The organism is Niallia sp. RD1 (genome assembly GCF_024219955.1).
In the GTDB taxonomy this organism is placed as follows: Bacteria; Bacillota; Bacilli; order Bacillales; family Cytobacillaceae; genus Niallia; species Niallia alba.
Map to the genome: position 1 here is coordinate 1,173,460 of NZ_CP100420.1, position 17,240 is coordinate 1,190,699.

Below are 17,240 nucleotides of genomic sequence, written 5' to 3' on the forward strand. Positions count from 1 at the left end.
ATGAATAGGAAAAGGACTACCTTTTATTGGATAGTCCCTTTCCATTAATTATTTCCTCTAGTATAGTTCTCATCAAACCATTTTAAAACTATCTGAATCGTATGATCCCAAAATGCCCAATTATGATCACCTGGCATTTCAATATACTGAAATTCCTTTATTTTTTCTTTTGCTTTCTCTCTAAACTTAAGGTTATCTTGATAAAGAAAATCTTCTGTACCACAGATCTGAAGCATGGCTAACTCATTTTTATTATCAAAGTTCTCTAATAAGTGAAATAAATCATTCTTACTGCCTTCCAGTTCGTTAATAGAACCAAAAATAGTAGAAAATGCTTTGTCTCTATTCCTATCTCTCTTCCATAGTTCTACGACATCCATCGCTCCAGATAATGATGCGAAGCTATTGAAGCGATCTGGATAAGTTAGAGCCAATTTTGTTGCGCCATACCCTCCCATTGATAGTCCAGCAACAAAATTAGCTTCTTTCTGATCCGAAATACGAAACCACTTTCTAACTAATGCAGGTAATTCTTCTGATAAAAACGTCCAATAGCGATTTCCATGTACCATATCTGTGTAGTAACTTAAATCTACTTGTGGCATTACAATGGCAAATTCATAGTCTGACGCATATCTTTCAAGTGATGTGGCAGTTAGCCATGCTTCATCATTATCGGACCAACCATGTAATAGATAGATAACAGGCATAGGGGCGCTATTCTCTTTATCAGGAAGATATATATTCATAGAAGTCACTTTCCCTAAAACCTCAGAACGAAAATTCACTTTAGAAATAGCCATTTTATACACCTACTTTTTATTAGAGATAAAAGATTTGCCTTCTACAAAACTTGTGATAATCGATTCATTCTCTGCTTCTTCATTATTTATCAGCTGAACAACCTTTTCAGCTGCAACCATTCCCCAACGATGCTTAGAATAAGAAATCGTTGCTAATGACGGATTTAAAAAGGAGCCGATTTCTATATTATCAAATCCAATAAGGGAAATATCTGTACCTATCTTTCTATCTTTATTTCTAAAATATTTATAAATTCCTACGGCCATTTCATCATTAAAAGAAAAAATAGTAACAGGAGGACCTGTCATCTTCGAATGAATAATTTCCGCAGCAGCATACCCTGATTCCTCTGTAAACGCAGATGGAATAACCTCATACTCTACTCCATAGCGAGCTAATTCACGTTCACTCGCTTCCAGCCTTTGGCGGCTATCAAAAGCTTCTTCTGGGCCAGTTACTAAATAGACTTTATTAGGGTCACTTGCAATGATTTTTTCCATCGCTAAGGTCGCTCCGCCTTTGTTATCCAATAGTACTTTTCTAACATTTGGGCAACTTATTTCTCGATCTAATACAACGAGAGAATGACCCCGATTGGCAAATTGAATAATTTCTTCGGTACTAAAGGTCCAATCTAATATAATTCCTCCATCCACCATTCTTTCCGGTAGAAAAAGGTGGGACTTTTGCCCACTACAAACAATCATATCGTAGTTGTAATGAGCAAGACCTTTTTTAATTCCTTCTAATAGCTCGCCATAAAAGCTCCCACCATAATCAGCCAGGTAGACTGCTATAATTTTTGTTTCCTGCTTTTTCAATGTTCTCGCTGCCATATTAGGAATATAATTGAGTTCATTTGCAATAGCAGTTATTCTTGCACGAGTGGCTTCCGTTACCTTTGGACTGCCATTTAGTGCATAGGATACGGTAGAAATAGAAACACCAGCTGCCTTAGCTATATCTTTAATCCCTACCATTGCCTTCACCCCTTCCTACTAGCAGTATATTTCTAATGTATTTTCTTGTTGTAAGCTCTTCTTGATCACTTCTTTATCTAAGCATATTCCACCCATTCGATAAAGATTAGCTTCAAACTTACCTTCTACTACATTGCCATTGAAAATTATCTTTCTATCTTCATGTCCTATCTTATAGTTAATTTTTACAGGTTTATCGAATAATTTAAAGGCTACTGTTAAGCCATTTAATCTTTCTGGTAGAACCGGATCTATAATAAACATAGTCGCCGTTTGGCGAATTCCTAATACATTGCTTATCAACTGATTTATATAGATTCCTGGGCCACTGGAGTAAATACGCCAGCCACCTTTTACAGCAACATCGCCATTTTTAAGTTTACCAAAATTCTCTTGTGCTTCATACCTAGTTTTGAAATCGCCATCAGAACTGCTGAAATAAACATTACTTTGGCGAATCGCTGCATTTTCCACTCGGTCTTTGATGCTAATTGGATTAATCGTATTTAATCCTTTCCACGTTTCTTCCGCCTTCCCTAACTTCGCCATTGCTTCCGTAAAGCGAATATGGGCATGGACATATTGCAAACCAATTTCTCTACCAAAATTAGCAGCCTGTTCTGCGCGTTTAAAGTTTGTGCTTACCCCACCTTGATAGAATGCAGGACGATTCATTAAACGCACGCCATCTGGAAAATATAAATTTTCTTTAATTATTTGATAATGATGCTCCGCCATCTCAGGTGTAATTAATTCTGCAATCATACTTCTCGTCATTGGCAATAATCGGTATTGAATATTTGTTTTTTCATCTTCTGGATGTATCATTAATTCCACATGATTCGAATCTTCCATATAAACAAATCCAGGTATCGTATCTGTGCTTAATATAAATCTATCAAAATCCGCTTTGATATTTTTCACCAAATCAAAAAGATATTCTGCATACTGATTATCATAATCCTTTAATGCCTTTGCCAAATTACGTAATGTCTGGTATGTAAGAGCTACTGTCCAGCTACTAGCCATATTCTTTTTTAACCTGCTATCATACGGCTGTAAGGTATCGTCCCAATCCCCATCTCCATAGCATGATAAAAACGTATCCGGCAGAAAATTTGTTTCTATATAATGAATTTGTTTCTTTACATGTTCCAATAACGGATAGTGCGCCGCTGTTTTTTCAAATGTATGTCTGCTTGTAAATGGAATAGGTTCATCCAATATGCTCGTATCACCTGTAAATGTTAAATAATCTCCAACAACCTTTAATGGCCATACGATTACATCGCCATGACTTTCATCTGCCTTAATCTTTTCAAAGCGATCAAACATAAACCACTGCGGCCAGTTCCCATCATTTTCGAATTGGTTCGCATATACTTTTTTCAAAATTTCACGAACAATTTCAGGACGATTAACAGCAAAGAAATATTCAACCGGCCCCTGAGAAACATCCCTTGTTCCCCATGCAGCTCCTCCATATTGCTCTAATCCATGTGGAGATAGATAATGAACTAGCATATTATGAGAATACCATCTACTAAGCAGGTTCATTCTCTCTACTTCTTCCTGAATTAGCGGATTCTCATGCTTCATTTGAAAACCATTCAGTAATTCATCCAGATAACGCTCATAGCTTTCCGTCTCTTCCGTTTCATTCTTTCGATGATGTTGATAATCTCCTTTATGCAAATTCCCTTGAATAGTAAGGTTTACTGCATGTTCTTGATTCAATTCTACCATGACTAGCGGGAAGCTAGACGACTCCTCAGAAGAAACAAAAACCGTTTCATCCTTCAATGTAAAGGGTTGTTCAACATGTACATGATACGTTAATTCTGGATATCCTTGACCAACAGTAGAATTAGGTGTTCCATTAAAAGTGATGACTTGATCTGATTGATTCCATTTGAATGGAATAGAATCTTCACCATCATTCATTAAAATATGGTTGCTAATGATAAAGTCATATTTTTCCCCTCTTATACTCTCGATGTTTAATTTAATCTCATAATCTTCTACAGAAGTATAATTTGTCACTACAATCAAATCATCCGCCAGCTTGTAATACCATTTAGCGACGTTAAAGCCCATTTCAAATGCAGATGGCATCGCTAATAACTGCCACTGATTCTTTATTTTCATATAAATTCGCTGACCAGATTTCTTCATTATATTAAGTGAATTTCTATTATTACTCATCATCTTGTTCATAGAGGTGTTTCCTAAAACAATTTGTGAGTTAAAAATACCGTACATATAGACTGTTGTTGCCATTACTGGTCTATCTACTACTAAATCAGTACCACTCAATAGAATATGCCCATGTGGTCTTTCCATTTGAACTTCCTTTTCTTTTAACACGACATGATGCTGATTATCCGTGAAAAAAGACATAAGTTTTTGATCTACCATCTCTTTTTCTATTTGATTGCCAAATAATTCATTTACTTCTTTAGGCGTCAATATTTCTGTTTGTACAACCTGATTAGCAATATTAGTTATTTTATTTACCGGTTTCGTAACCTGCTCCAATTTGTTTGCTTCTGTCCAAATTTCTTCTATTTGTTGAGTAGTGAAATATGGTTTTTCTACAGCTGTTGGATGATTTTCTAAGATAGAACCATAAAAAACAACCGATTGCTTCTCTTGTACATGTTGTTTCTCTGTTTGCAAAGAGACATAGGCCATTTCATATTGATATACCTCCGTTGGCAAGCTTTCCTTTTGCAATGCTTCAGGAATGTTTGTTTCTTTGTAAGACTTCCCAAAGAATTGATAGCCATCTGTACTAAATCCGATTGTCTTTTGTAAACACCCTTGTTGAAGATATGGAAACTTCGCCCCTTGTGGCTGATTTTGTCTAGAACAGATTGTATATCCGTATTGTGTATCAATATGATGATCAATATATTGAGACACATATGCCTCATTTGATTGAACTGCTCCTTTTGCTGCAATCCCAATATCTTGCCCATATAATAAATCTACTGTTTGATCCCCTTGTAAACTAACTTCCCAAAACCATACATCATGTGAAGTTAGTAAAAATTGGACTTCATAGGATACACCTTCAAAGCTGCCGCTCCAAATTAATGTGTGCTCACCTACTGATAGTTGACTATCTGATCGAACACCAAGTAAAGGTGTAGAGAAAATTTCCCCTTCCTTAAACACTCGTAAATAGATTTGGTTCGCACTACCATCTAATAGATTCCCTATGAGTTGGTTGACCATTATATCTTTATGACGAATTTCATATATATCCCCGCTAGGAAGAAAAGAAAAAGTCGTATCATTCCCATTCAAAGTAACTGTTTGAGTATTCATGTCTTCATTCCTATCCTCTTATCTTTTTTAATTCAAAACATTTTGATTGAAGTTCTATACTATTTGGTCCGACCATTACTTCAAAATCACCATTATCACTAGAGAAGTTCATATTTCTATGTGTATACCGAAGCTGTTTCTCGGAAATAGCGAAGGTAACCACTTGCTTTTCTCCGCTTTCTAATTGAACTTGCTTAAAGTCTATTAATTCCTTAACAGGACGTACAACTTCACCAACTAAGTCACGAATATAAAGCTGGACTGTTTCTGTAACGAGATAGTCCCCTCTATTCTCTACTTCCACTGTAACCTCTATGGCTTCTTCTTCTGATATAACCTCTTTATCTAATTGTAAATTACTGTAAATAACTTCACTGTAACTTAATCCATAACCGAATGGATAGCGTGCGTAATTAGAAACATCTAAGTATTTAGAAACATATTTTTCATCCGGATTTTCTTCATAAGGACGACCTGTATTATCTACATTGTAGTAAATCGGCACTTGTCCAACATTTTCAGGGAAACTCATGCTTAAACGCCCACTTGGGTTTACATCTCCATATAAGACGTCACTTAGCGCATTTCCACCTTCTGTACCAGGGAACCATGCTTCTACAATGGCAGCTGCTCCATCTAGTTCACTAATATCTAATGGACGGCCATTATATAAAGTAACGATAATCGGCTTACCTGTATCCTTTAATAGCTTGAATAGTCTAATCTGCTCTTTCGGTAAACAAATGTCACTTCGACTTGCTGCCTCACCACTCATCCATTCTTGTTCACCCAAAGCTAATACTATGACTTCTGCATCACTCGTTGCTTTTACTGCACATGAGATCATATCTTCTGATAATTCAAAGTAGTCACAAGGCATTTCGGCAGAGATAATATGATCAGATTTTGCCTGCATTCCTTCTAATAACGAAACAGCTTCATCCATTTTCCCTTGCCATGACCATGCTCCTAAGATGTCCTGTGAATCTGCTCCCGGTCCGACGACTGCTACTTTTTGATTCATTGATAATGGTAAGACACCATTGTTTTCTAGTAATACAATCGATTTTGCCGCTATTTCTCTAGCTTGTTTTCGATGTAATGTTGATAAAATTACTTCTTTCTCCCGGTCTGCATCTGCTCCACGATGAGGATTTTCAAATAATCCTAAATCGTTTTTCAGTTCTAAAATTCTCAGTACCGCTTCGTTTAACAACTTTTCTTCTACTACTTCTTCCTCGATTAACTCCTTTAAATAATGAGCATAACAAGTGGTCATCATCTCGATATCGACCCCTGCCTTTATAGCAAGCTCAGCAGCCTTTTTTTCATCTCCAGCTACTCCATGGGCAATCAGTTCTTTCACTGCTCCCCAATCAGAAATAACCACCCCATCAAAACCGAACTGTTCTCTTAATATCTCTCTAAAAAGCCACTCGTTTCCAGTTGCCGGAATTCCATCTACTGTATTGAAAGAGGTCATTACTAATTTTGCCCCTGCATCAATAGCTGCTTTATAGCTTGGCAAATAGCTTTCCCTTAATTGACGTTCAGACATATCTACCGTATTGTAATCTCTTCCACCTGCTGGAGCACCATATGCTGCAAAGTGTTTCACACAAGCTGCTACTCGATCTGTATCGCTTTTCAAATCTTCCCCTTGATAGCCACGCACTAATGCTTTAGCAAATTTGCCATTTAAATAAGCATCTTCTCCTGTTGATTCCATTACTCTTCCCCATCGAGGGTCGCGCACTAAGTCAACCATTGGTGAAAAAGTAACGTGTAAACCGGATACACTGGCTTCTAATGCAGAAATTTGCGCCATTTTTTCTGCGGCTTCTAAACTCCATGAACTTCCTAATCCTAAGGGAATCGGGAATATGGTACGAAAACCATGGATAATATCAGCCATCATTAATGTTGGAATACCTAAGCGATGCTTATTCATATATTCTTTTTGGACACGTATAGCTTCTTGAGCTCCTGATAAGCCTAAAGTGGATCCTGCTTGTTTAATATTTTCTTCCGTTAACCCTAAATCGGTTAATGGTCCTGTCATTTCTTCATTTTTTTTTGTGTAAAAATCGGCTGATAGCTGTAGAAGCTGATCTACTTTTTCCTCTACTGTCAATTCGTCCACTAATTTAACTAACTCTTCTTGTCTCATTTACATGCTCCTTACTTTAATCCTGATACATTAAATCCTTGCAGGATGTATTTTTGGAATATCATGAATACAATAATGATTGGAATAATCATAAAAGTAGAACCTGCCATCTGTAAGGCATAATTACTTGCATATTGTCCTTTTAATAGTTGTAAACCAACAGATAAAGTATAGTATTTCTCATCATTTGCCATAATTAACGGCCATAAGAAGGAGTTCCATGCACCAATAAAAGTCAGGATTCCTTGTACTGCAATAACTGGGCGTGAAACCGGCATTATTATTTTCCAAAATATTTTCCATTCACTTGCACCATCTAATCTAGCTGCTTCTAGTAACTCATTCGATATGGTAGACATAAATTGACGGAATAAGAAAATAGCGAAAGCTCCAACTAATCCCGGAAGAACAATACCTGCCATTGTATTCGTTAAGCCCATTGCATTCAAAATCAAATAAACTGGTATCATTGTGACTTGCCCAGGTATCATCATCGTTGCAAGCACTAAATAAAATAAAATATTCTTTCCCTTGAAGTTATATTTTGCAAATCCATATCCCGCCATCGCGTTTAAAATTAATCCGCCAAATGAGCAAAGGACGATAATTAATGTATTCTTTAAATACACTGCAAAGTTAAACGCTAAAAACAGTTCTTTAAAATTAGCTAAGGTAAACTCCTGTGGCCAAATGGTTGGTGGAAACTGCATAATTTCTGCATCGGTCTTTAAGGAAGAAAGGATCATCCAAATAAATGGTAAGACCATAAAAAATCCGCCAACTGTAAGAATAATTCCAACAATCCACTTCGAAGTTCTCGTTTGTTTTAGAGATGTATTCATAGCTATTTCCTCCTATATTGATTCTTCATCACTCTTACGCTGAATGCGGAATTGAATCAATGTAACGATAATAATCGCAATAAATAAAATAAATGATCCTGCTGCTGCATAACCAAACTTACTAAATTGGAACCCGTTCCGGTAAATAAATAGTGCAACTGAAGTAGTACTATCTAAAGGTCCACCATTGGTCATAATAAATGGCTCTTCGAAGAACTGTAACCAGCCAATCATAGTAGTAATAGTTACAAAGAAAGTAGCAAACTTAAGCATCGGTATCGTAATTTGAAATAATTGTTGGCGTCGATTAGCTCCATCTAATGAAGCAGCCTCATAATATTCTTTCGGTATACCTTGAAGAGCTGCTAAAAAAATAATCATATTCGTACCAATTGCTCTCCATAAAGCGAGAATAATTAATGAAATTTTTGCCATCGTTGGATCTTGCAACCACGGAACCGGAGAAACATTGATCAGGGATAGCAAATAGTTTAAAAACCCAAAGCTTGGATTATAAAGATAACTCCACACTACTGCTACAGCGACCACATTTGTTATAGATGGCGTATAAAAAATTAAGCGGAAAAATTGAAATATCTTATTTTCTCCAAAGTTAATCATGACAGCAATACCTAAAGAACAAGCGATAACTAAAGGTACACCAATAACCACATAAAATAAGGTATTTCCAATTGATTTAAGGAAAACAGGGTCTGTTAAAATTTCCTTATAATTGCTTAATCCCACAAAATTGATTTGTGACCAATCTGCTAATCCGACTAAACTAATATCTGTAAAGCTAATAAAAAATGCTACGACAATTGGAATTAAGGAAAACAACATTAGTAAGAGCAATGCAGGAGATATAAATAGGTAAGGGGCTCTTTTACTAGTAAAGTTTCTCAATTTTAAAGCACTTCCTTTACTTTAAATAGAAAAGGAGCATCTCCTAGAAGGAAGATTCTATTTTTCTAACGTATTTGATCAGTTTTTTATTACTTCTGATCGAACCGTTAGTATTTAGATAGCTTCCTCCAAAGTTTGAGATACTCCTCTCTGCTCGTTTATTTGCTTAAAACTTTTTCTGTTTCCGTATTAAACGCATCTAGTTCTGACTGTACATCTTCTCCACCTAGATAAATTTTCTCAAAATGCTTCAAATAGTTTTGTGCAATTTCTTCAAATTCAGGAATTAACGGCATTGGACGAGAATTTTCCATTTGCTCTCCAAATACTTGATATAATGGATCACCAGCTAATTTTTCATCATTCCATGCTTCTTTTACTGTAGGCATTGCATTCGTTAATTCTAACCATTTTAATTGATTTTCCTTTTTCACCATAAAATCAATAAACTGTGCCGCTTGATCTTTTTTCTTTGAATGTTCAAATATTGTTAAATTAGAACCGCCAAGACTTGAAAAATTATTTTCTTTACCAGAAGGTAGAACAGCAGTTGCCCATTTGCCTTCAATATCTGGCACTGTGTCATTAACCGCTTTTACCATCCATGGACCACTAATAAACATTGGTACAATAGCATTGCCTGAGAACGTTTGCGAAACATCCATTCCTAAGTCCTGCTTAGGTGCATAACCTTTTTGAATCATATCATTTAGATACGTAACTGCTTCTACAAACGGTGCCTCGTTAAAATGTGGCTTTCCGTCATCAGACAATAAATCAGAACCGTTTTGTCGTGCAAACATGAAGCCTAATGTTTGTTCCTTAGAGTCTACATTTAGGCCATACATATTGTCTCCTCGTTCTGATAATTTCTTTGCTGCATCTTCAAGTTCTTCCCACGTTTTAGGTGCCTCTGTATATCCAACAGATTCTAAAATATCTGTACGATAGAATAAAACTCTTGTTTCTGCAGCCCAAGGTATAGCATAATATTTATCATCAAACTTTGTTGTTTCTACTGAACCTTCAAAAAAATTATCTGGGTTTAAATTATCGTATTTATCGATGTATTCCCCCATATCAGCTAGTGCACCAGCTGCTTGAAATTCCGGCATCCAAGTAGTACCCATTTGAAGTACATCAGGACCTTGTTTCGAAGCTACCGCTGTCAATAATTTATCATGAGCACTAGCCCAAGGAATTGCTTGAATTTTAACTTCAATACCAGTTTCTTTTGTAAATTCCTCTGCCATTTTAGGGAGTTGTTTCACTTCATCCCCCATCCCCCAAACTGTCAGTACTTCTGAGTTACTAGCATCATTCTTACTATCAGAACATCCCGCCATTAATCCAACTGCAAGTAGTGCTGTGGTTCCTAGCAATGCAAATTTCTTTTTGAAATTCATTCTTGTTTCCTCCATTTTTAGATGAATTTTATAGAAACGTTTCGATATAAGTAAGTATATATCACGAATTATTACTTTGCAAGCGTTTTCTAATCGTATTATTTGATTTTATATATAGAAACGTTTCACAAAGATAAAAAAATGCCCAACAATGTTTAAAGATAAAGTACTATCAACAATTTTTATTGATAGTACTTTTCTCTTTAAGCGTTGTTGAGACATCGAAAATAAAATAGGTTTACCCTCTAAAAAAATCCTTTAGCACTTGAAAATCTTCTCTTACGTCAATCTTATTCGGCTCAGCACTTTGTAATTTTTCAATGATAGATGGCAGCCCATTTAAATCTTTATTATCGGTATATTCAATAAACGATAGTTCGTGTAGCCAATCATTATAAGAATGCTTCGCTTTTCCATAGCTGTTCCCAAATACTAGACAAGGGGTCTTAGTAATAATAGAAAAAATCATGGCATGCAGGCGATCTGTAATAATTAATTTTTTCGAACCAATTTTATCAAGCATTTTCAATAACTGGTCTTCTCGGTCCGCATAATCGATCACATCAACCTCTGAAAGTACCGTATCTGTTCGCTCGACATGATTATCTTTCCCTACTAAGTTCATTAAATCAGACACAAAACTTTCTTCCGTGACCTTTTCCTTGTCCGCTCTTAAGACAAATAGAACACCTTCCCTTTCAAGGTCCCTCGGTTCAATGGAAAGAGATAACACCATATCCGGAGTGTACAGCACATTTGCTTGGAAAGTATCTTTCAGAATTTCTAAAGTCTGCTTCTCTCTTGCTACTAATGTTAGATTAGGGTTTTGGTTATATGCTTCCTGACTTTTTTTCTTTTCTGCTCTCCCTTCCTCCGTATCTTCAAAAAAGGCTGATTGTGGGAACACAATCGTGCGGTAATCTTTAAATGACTCAATTACCTTTCTGCGATCCTCTTCAATATCTACATATAAGCTTCCTAAATTTCCTCCACCTGTAAAACAAACAATATCGTCTGCATTAATAATCTTTTTAACTAGCTCTATTCCTTCATCTGTTGCATAATCCATAATTTCAATATATTCATAGTATGGAAAACAATTTTCAATAAATTTTTCTTCCGCATATGCTATTGCCTGATCTCCCATATTCGTATAACTCGGAGATCCAAATAGAAATACCTTTCTTTTATCATTAAATAAAGCATCCTGATTAACATTAGGAGCAATTCCTTTTACTATACTAAACTCTTTTCTTGCTTGATTTAACATAACATTATTCCTCCTTCTATAGATCTTCGGGTTTATTGTCATGTACCCAAAAGGAGTAATAAGTATTCCGAAAATAGTCACTTTCTCTCTTACCTTCCTTTTTTCCATGCTAAAAGAATTGCTTGGCCGTCACTTGGCGCATTTTCTCCATAATCAAAAGGAAGCAATGCAAAAAAGATATAGTAAAAAGAGAAATACGCAAACTGATAGAAAAAGGAGCTTCTTGGTAAAATATCCTGAATGATTAAGAAATTAATCACTAAAACAGTCAATAAGTTAAATAAACTGCCTCCCCCATGAATTAAAATTCGTTGCCATCTCTTTTTTTTCTCAATCCCTTTATAATGACAAGCTGCGTCTATAAAATAAAACAAACGAATATGGATGGGACCAATACAAAATATCTCTTTACCCTTGCCAACGATCAAATCACCCTTTCCGCCAAATAGACAAACAAAAAAATGGTGTCCAACAGCATGAATAAAGCTAACAATAGGCAAAATGACGAAAAAGGCCCATGCAAATTTATCAAGATCACTTAGGGAAAACATCGTCATCCTCCCTTCTCTTCCTATTAGGATGAACGGTTCAAGTGCTACGAGTGTGTAGAAAAAAAAAGATATATGTAAAATACCTCTACTATTCTGAAGTGAATCCTCTATTAGAGATTTGATAGATATTGGTAATATTTCTATGTATAATCTTTTTATCAGAAAATGCCCTTCACTTTTATAAGGAAAAGTTAAGGTTATCCCTATTATTTCAAACAGAGAATATGGCCTTCTTTGATTGTAAATGCTTACGTTTACTTATCAGTCTCCCAGAAAATAAGGAATTCGATCATCCGAGTTCCACTATTTATTTTCAAGTAGAGAATATAAAAACAGCTTTTGAGGAATTAATAAAAAACGAAGTCGCCGTTGTAAGTGAGCCTCATCTTGTCGCTAAGATGGAGACTACAGAAACATGGATGGCCTTTTTCCGTGACATAGAAGGAAATTTACATGTTTTAATGAGTGAGATAGTAGTTTAATATTGCTGCCTAATTAGGTAGCTTTTTTGTTTTTGAGGTGGGAGTAGTTTCAGGTTTGGTATTTGCTGTTGATGGACTCCTCTTTTTCGCTTGAGCATTGCACTTTTGACTTTTATTTGCTTGATGAACACCTCTTTTCCCTCGAGCTTCTGCCTTTTTGGTTTTCATCCTCTTGATGAACACCTCTTTTCCCTCGGGCTTCTGCTTTTTCGGCTTTCATCCTCTTGATGAGCACCACTTTTTCCTCAGGCTTCCGCTTTTTCAGCTTTCATCCCCTTTATGAGCACCACTTTTTCCTCAGGCTTCTGCTTTTTCGGCTTTCATCCTCTTGATGAGCACCACTTTTCCTTTGTGCTTTTGCTTTTTGGGTTTTCATCCTCTTGATGAGCACCTCTTTTTCCTCAGGCTTCCGCTTTTTCAGCTTTCATCCCCTTTATGAGCACCACTTTTTCCTCAGGCTTCTGCTTTTTCGGCTTTCATCCCCTTTATGAACACCTCTTTTCCCTCGGGCTTCTGCTTTTTTGGTTTTCATCCTCTTGATGAGCACCACTCCTCCCTCTTCTTCCTTCACTTTCATCTTTTTAAAAAACAACATTCCCGCCAAATTTTCCATTGACAAATCCTTCCTCTCTATATAAAATACTAAATAATTTTGCAAAATTATAAATTTGATTCGCCCAAAAGCGAATTAAAGTAAAAGGAAGAGATCCATGGATAACCTAAACCTTTGGATTAAAAAACATGTACGTATTATTTACTCTCCCTTCCGTGAATTATTAACAAGCTTACATGTTATATACAATCCAGCCCACCACCTGACGAGGCTCGAATGGGCAGAACAAATAAAAAAAGAAATACCGAATCAGCTATGGGAAATGATCCAACTTTTTGGTGAACTAAGCAATGGATGGCTCAATTTTCTCGATTTAGACGATTATCTTTTATTGGAAGAGAAGCATGTGGAAGAAGCAATTGAGCGATTACGCATGCTTCCGGAAAACCAATTTATCGCTTTCCTTCTTGGTAAAAGAATACACACAAAAGCAAATGTTATGGAACAAAAGTTACTAAAGAAGCCTAATTATTACCGAAATCAGCTATGCGATTTGCTTTATGATTATCATCAAACATATTTTGCCCGTGAATTGTATCGAATGGAACCATGGTTAATTAAGTCTGTTTATGAGTTAAAAAAAGCAATAGAGGCTAATCCATATGAAGCGATGAACTCTATCCATCCTCGCTTTAAGCTTGATCAAAAGTCGATACGATTTTATAAAGCAGACACCTGGATTTTTACTTATGAAGAAATAGAAACATTGACGATTTATCCATCCAGCTTTATTGCTCCACATCTCTTAGTTGGTTTGGAAGTGCCGACAATCATTGTTTATTTACATGTTCCCTTTCCTAATCAGGCAGAGAACAAGCAAGATATTGTACCTGTGGACTTGCTTTCTGTTCTGGCTGCATTAGGAGACAAAACAAGGTTACAGTTATTAAAACAAATGTCAGAACATCCATTTTGTACACAACAATTATCTGAATCTACAGGTCTTGCAAAAGCGACTATTTCTAAGCATTTAAAAATATTAGAAAAGGCAAATTTAATTACTGGTGAAAGACACGGACATTTTGTCTTTTATAAAACGAATTTACCAAAATTAGACCAATTGAAGGTCGACTTAAACCAGTTTTTTGATCAGCCTTCCCTTGGTCAAAAGGAGGATACATAAATGTGGTTGAGTATTTCTGCCACCTTTTGGCGAAACTATCTCGTTATGAGAAGAGCTTTTCCTTGGTCTTTTTTTCTAGGTCATATATTAAGTGCCATTTATATAATTATCTTTGCCTATCTGACCTACTTCTTTGTTTTTAAGGGGGACTTATCATCTAGCTTCTCTGCTTATGCGGGCACAAATGATTACCTTTCTTACTGTATTTTAGGAGGCTTATTATATTCGTTTTCTGTATCTCTGTTGATGATTACGAGTCGCACACTCATTACAGAACTAAGAGAGGGCACTCTAGAATCTCTATTGCTAACACCTTCAACAAGAAAAGGTTATTTTCTCGGATATGTTGCTCAAGGATTGATTAGAATCATGATGGAATTTCTCGTTATTATTGCTATTGGCTCTTTATTTGGCTTGCATTTACAGCAAATTAACTGGTTTCATGTGTTAATTGTTCTTGCCATATTGATCCTATCTACCTTTTCGATGGCATTAGTATTAGGCTCCTTTATGCTCTTTTTTAGAGATACATATATTACACAAAATACGCTATTTGTTCTTATGGGGCTTGTATGCAGCATCACTTTCCCTAGTGACTTTTTACCAGAAGGTGTGAGATGGATTAGCCACATAATGCCGCTTACCTATGGAGTAGATGCCTTACGAATGGTTTGGATTGAGGGGGTTGCAATAAACGACCTATTAACCCCATTACTAAAAATGGTCATCCTCGGACTGATTTATTTGCCCATCGGCTCGTATTTAATGAAAAGAATGGAGAAGTACGTATTAGAAAAGCACTTTGGATAAGGAGTGAAGAAAAATGATAGAAGCAAAAGGAATTAGTAAATGCTACACGATAAAAAAAAGAATGAACTTTTTTCGCTCAGAAAAACAAATTGTCTGTGCAGTAAAAAAGTTAGATTTATCGATTAATGAGGGGGAAATTGTTGGCTTACTCGGTTTAAATGGGGCTGGCAAAACAACTACAATAAAAATGCTAAGTACTTTATTAAATCCAACAGAAGGTCAAATAACTGTTGATGGGGACGACGCGGTAAAAGATGCAATGAAAGTAAAAAAGAAGATTAACATGATTGCCGGAGGAGAAAGAATGCTCTATTGGAGATTGACTGGAGAAGAAAATCTCCGTTATTTTGGAAAATTGTATCAACTTTCTGGTCTCCAATTAGAGAAGAGAATTGCATACCTTCTTGATCAAGTTGGTTTATCCGATTCAAAAGATGTTCCTGTCGAGCTGTATTCCAAAGGAATGAAACAAAGGCTACAGATTGCTAGAGGGCTTATTAATGATCCAAAATATTTATTCCTTGATGAGCCTACTCTCGGTCTAGATGCACCAGTAGCTAAACAATTAAGAGGATTAGTAAAAGACCTAGCTAGTCAAGAGAATAAAGGAATTTTATTAACTAGCCATTATTTAGAGGAAGTGGAAGAGCTTTGTGATCGTGTCTATATTATCGAAAAGGGAACCATTATTTTACATGATACACCAGAAAAAATTATTGCTTCCGTTGTAAAAAACTATCATTTGATGATAGAAACAAGCTCATTATCTGTTGCTTTGCAAAACAAAATCAAAAAGGAATTAGTAAATTGTACTATACAGTTTACTGATTTAACAGACAGTACCTCTATTCATATAGATGCACCATTTGACCCTACTTCTTTCTTTATTAATATTTGTATGAATGAAGCCATTTCTATTCTTAAACTTGAGCTGAAGCGTCCTCGATTAGAAGATGCGATTCTCACCTTAGCAAAGGAGAAATCGGCATGAAGATGTTGACTATTTTACATGCGGAGATGGTAAAAAGTCATAGGCATAATTTTCATAACAAGCTGATTTATTTTTCCTTGCTTTTTTGGCCTGCTTTATTATTTGTTACCGCCTATTATTCTTTTAAGCCTTTTAACTTAACAGACTCTAGTCCCTTATCAGCCTATATGAATGTTGATCAAATTACAATGTTTCTCCTAACTGGCTACTTGGGCTATATTTTTTTCTGGAGCCTAGTCCAATCCGCTTGGAATATGAGCTATGAACGCCAAGCAGGGACACTTGAGCTTATCTTTCTAACTCCTGCAAACCGCTTGATGATCATGTTTGCTAGAGCTGCCGGAAACCTTCTAGAAGCAGTATGGCTATTTACTGCTTTCATCCTATTAGTGCTTGTCGTTACAGGAAAAGCAGCTGATATTTATTGGACTCATGTTCCATTAGCACTGTTGCTTCTTAGTGTATCTGCTATTGTTTGGGGCGGATTCTTAAATATTGTATTTCTGTTTTCCCGTGATGCGGGAATACTTTTTACCATCTTTGAAGAGCCCATGCAGTTCTTCTCCGGTGTCCGTATTCCTGTGCTTGCCTTTCCAATTTGGGGAAAAGCAATCGCATACCTTTTCCCTTTAACTTATGTACTAGAAATATTCCGGGATTTAGTGTTGAACGGAAAAAATTTCACCCAGATGATTGGACAATATTCACTCTTACTTACAATCATCCTATTATTATGTATTTCCTCTGTGTTTTTGTTAAAAAAGGCAGAAACACATGCAAAAGAAACAGGTAATATGGTTCTTTATTAACCCTCCTAAAAGCCTCCGTGTTTCACGTGAAACACGGAGGCTTTTAGACGATTCTTGCCTTTATTACTATTACTTTTTATTTTCTAGGAAATAAAAAGTAGACTTCCATTAGTGGAGGGTTTTTCTCATCCTCCACCTAGCTTCTTCGCT

At 36.0% G+C, this 17,240-nt stretch carries 16 protein-coding genes; 5 read left to right on the forward strand and 11 right to left on the reverse strand.

The window, feature by feature from the left end; genetic code table 11:
• Positions 1–44 precede the first annotated feature (44 nt).
• The 9 genes from NKG37_RS05450 to NKG37_RS05490 all read right to left on the reverse strand — a co-directional run bounded on the left by NKG37_RS05450 (position 45) and on the right by NKG37_RS05490 (position 12,262).
• Entirely contained in the window at positions 45–803 is a 759-nt protein-coding gene (locus NKG37_RS05450) for an alpha/beta hydrolase (protein ID WP_254415936.1), read from the reverse strand.
• Between the two features lie 9 nt (positions 804–812).
• Positions 813–1,784: a LacI family DNA-binding transcriptional regulator gene (locus tag NKG37_RS05455; protein WP_016201589.1), complete on the reverse strand. Its 972-nt coding sequence runs from the start codon at positions 1,782–1,784 to the stop codon at positions 813–815.
• Positions 1,785–1,802: 18 nt separating this feature from the next.
• Positions 1,803–5,117: a GH36-type glycosyl hydrolase domain-containing protein gene (locus NKG37_RS05460; protein WP_254415937.1), complete on the reverse strand. Its 3,315-nt coding sequence runs from the start codon at positions 5,115–5,117 to the stop codon at positions 1,803–1,805.
• A 10-nt stretch (positions 5,118–5,127) separates the two neighbouring features.
• Positions 5,128–7,287, reverse strand: coding sequence for a glycoside hydrolase family 3 N-terminal domain-containing protein (locus tag NKG37_RS05465; RefSeq protein ID WP_254415938.1), 2,160 nt, complete (start codon positions 7,285–7,287; stop codon positions 5,128–5,130).
• 11 nt (positions 7,288–7,298) lie between these two features.
• Positions 7,299–8,129, reverse strand: coding sequence for a carbohydrate ABC transporter permease (locus NKG37_RS05470; RefSeq protein ID WP_016201586.1), 831 nt, complete (start codon positions 8,127–8,129; stop codon positions 7,299–7,301).
• Positions 8,130–8,141: 12 nt separating this feature from the next.
• Positions 8,142–9,035: a carbohydrate ABC transporter permease gene (locus tag NKG37_RS05475; protein WP_016201585.1), complete on the reverse strand. Its 894-nt coding sequence runs from the start codon at positions 9,033–9,035 to the stop codon at positions 8,142–8,144.
• Between the two features lie 158 nt (positions 9,036–9,193).
• Positions 9,194–10,441 (reverse strand): sugar ABC transporter substrate-binding protein, encoded by a 1,248-nt coding sequence (locus tag NKG37_RS05480; protein ID WP_169189469.1) that lies wholly within the window; start codon positions 10,439–10,441, stop codon positions 9,194–9,196.
• 238 nt (positions 10,442–10,679) lie between these two features.
• Positions 10,680–11,711 (reverse strand): polysaccharide pyruvyl transferase family protein, encoded by a 1,032-nt coding sequence (locus tag NKG37_RS05485; protein ID WP_254415939.1) that lies wholly within the window; start codon positions 11,709–11,711, stop codon positions 10,680–10,682.
• Between the two features lie 89 nt (positions 11,712–11,800).
• Positions 11,801–12,262: a zinc metalloprotease gene (locus NKG37_RS05490; protein ID WP_224427577.1), complete on the reverse strand. Its 462-nt coding sequence runs from the start codon at positions 12,260–12,262 to the stop codon at positions 11,801–11,803.
• Between the two features lie 128 nt (positions 12,263–12,390).
• Between NKG37_RS05490 and NKG37_RS05495 the strand changes: the two genes are divergently transcribed.
• Positions 12,391–12,744, forward strand: coding sequence for a VOC family protein (locus NKG37_RS05495; protein ID WP_254415940.1), 354 nt, complete (start codon positions 12,391–12,393; stop codon positions 12,742–12,744).
• Between the two features lie 9 nt (positions 12,745–12,753).
• Here NKG37_RS05495 and NKG37_RS05500 read toward each other — a convergent pair whose 3' ends face one another.
• The gene (locus tag NKG37_RS05500) at positions 12,754–12,912 is read right to left on the reverse strand and encodes a hypothetical protein (protein WP_254415941.1); all 159 of its coding nucleotides are present in this window, start codon (positions 12,910–12,912) and stop codon (positions 12,754–12,756) included.
• 265 nt (positions 12,913–13,177) lie between these two features.
• A complete protein-coding gene (locus NKG37_RS05505) occupies positions 13,178–13,363 on the reverse strand; it encodes a hypothetical protein (protein WP_254415942.1) in 186 nt (61 codons plus the stop codon).
• A gap of 91 nt (positions 13,364–13,454) precedes the next feature.
• On the opposite strand from NKG37_RS05505, the gene NKG37_RS05510 reads away from it, so the two are divergent.
• Genes NKG37_RS05510 through NKG37_RS05525 form a run of 4 tightly spaced genes read left to right on the forward strand, consistent with a single transcriptional unit; the run spans position 13,455 to position 17,090 of the window.
• Entirely contained in the window at positions 13,455–14,480 is a 1,026-nt protein-coding gene (locus NKG37_RS05510; RefSeq protein ID WP_224427580.1) for an ArsR/SmtB family transcription factor, read from the forward strand.
• Positions 14,481–15,290, forward strand: a complete 810-nt coding sequence (locus tag NKG37_RS05515) for an ABC transporter permease (RefSeq protein ID WP_101728938.1) — start codon at positions 14,481–14,483, stop codon at positions 15,288–15,290.
• 13 nt (positions 15,291–15,303) lie between these two features.
• A complete protein-coding gene (locus NKG37_RS05520) occupies positions 15,304–16,281 on the forward strand; it encodes an ABC transporter ATP-binding protein (protein ID WP_101728939.1) in 978 nt (325 codons plus the stop codon).
• The gene (locus NKG37_RS05525; protein WP_101728940.1) at positions 16,278–17,090 is read left to right on the forward strand and encodes an ABC transporter permease; all 813 of its coding nucleotides are present in this window, start codon (positions 16,278–16,280) and stop codon (positions 17,088–17,090) included. Before NKG37_RS05520 ends, NKG37_RS05525 begins: the two co-directional genes overlap by 4 nt.
• Positions 17,091–17,240: the final 150 nt, after the last annotated feature.

What these genes read in the sequence shown, in the direction of transcription:
- NKG37_RS05500 (WP_254415941.1), bottom strand. Translation starts at nt 12,912, where the DNA reads ATGAAAACCAAAAAGGCAGAAGCTCGAGGGAAAAGAGGTGTTCATCAA.
- NKG37_RS05490 (WP_224427577.1), bottom strand. Translation starts at nt 12,262, where the DNA reads ATGTTTTCCCTAAGTGATCTTGATAAATTTGCATGGGCCTTTTTCGTC.
- NKG37_RS05520 (WP_101728939.1), top strand. Translation starts at nt 15,304, where the DNA reads ATGATAGAAGCAAAAGGAATTAGTAAATGCTACACGATAAAAAAAAGA.
- NKG37_RS05485 (WP_254415939.1), bottom strand. Translation starts at nt 11,711, where the DNA reads ATGTTAAATCAAGCAAGAAAAGAGTTTAGTATAGTAAAAGGAATTGCT.
- NKG37_RS05525 (WP_101728940.1), top strand. Translation starts at nt 16,278, where the DNA reads ATGAAGATGTTGACTATTTTACATGCGGAGATGGTAAAAAGTCATAGG.
- NKG37_RS05465 (WP_254415938.1), bottom strand. Translation starts at nt 7,287, where the DNA reads ATGAGACAAGAAGAGTTAGTTAAATTAGTGGACGAATTGACAGTAGAG.
- NKG37_RS05470 (WP_016201586.1), bottom strand. Translation starts at nt 8,129, where the DNA reads ATGAATACATCTCTAAAACAAACGAGAACTTCGAAGTGGATTGTTGGA.
- NKG37_RS05515 (WP_101728938.1), top strand. Translation starts at nt 14,481, where the DNA reads ATGTGGTTGAGTATTTCTGCCACCTTTTGGCGAAACTATCTCGTTATG.
- NKG37_RS05450 (WP_254415936.1), bottom strand. Translation starts at nt 803, where the DNA reads ATGGCTATTTCTAAAGTGAATTTTCGTTCTGAGGTTTTAGGGAAAGTG.
- NKG37_RS05480 (WP_169189469.1), bottom strand. Translation starts at nt 10,441, where the DNA reads ATGAATTTCAAAAAGAAATTTGCATTGCTAGGAACCACAGCACTACTT.
- NKG37_RS05510 (WP_224427580.1), top strand. Translation starts at nt 13,455, where the DNA reads ATGGATAACCTAAACCTTTGGATTAAAAAACATGTACGTATTATTTAC.
- NKG37_RS05460 (WP_254415937.1), bottom strand. Translation starts at nt 5,117, where the DNA reads ATGAATACTCAAACAGTTACTTTGAATGGGAATGATACGACTTTTTCT.
- NKG37_RS05455 (WP_016201589.1), bottom strand. Translation starts at nt 1,784, where the DNA reads ATGGTAGGGATTAAAGATATAGCTAAGGCAGCTGGTGTTTCTATTTCT.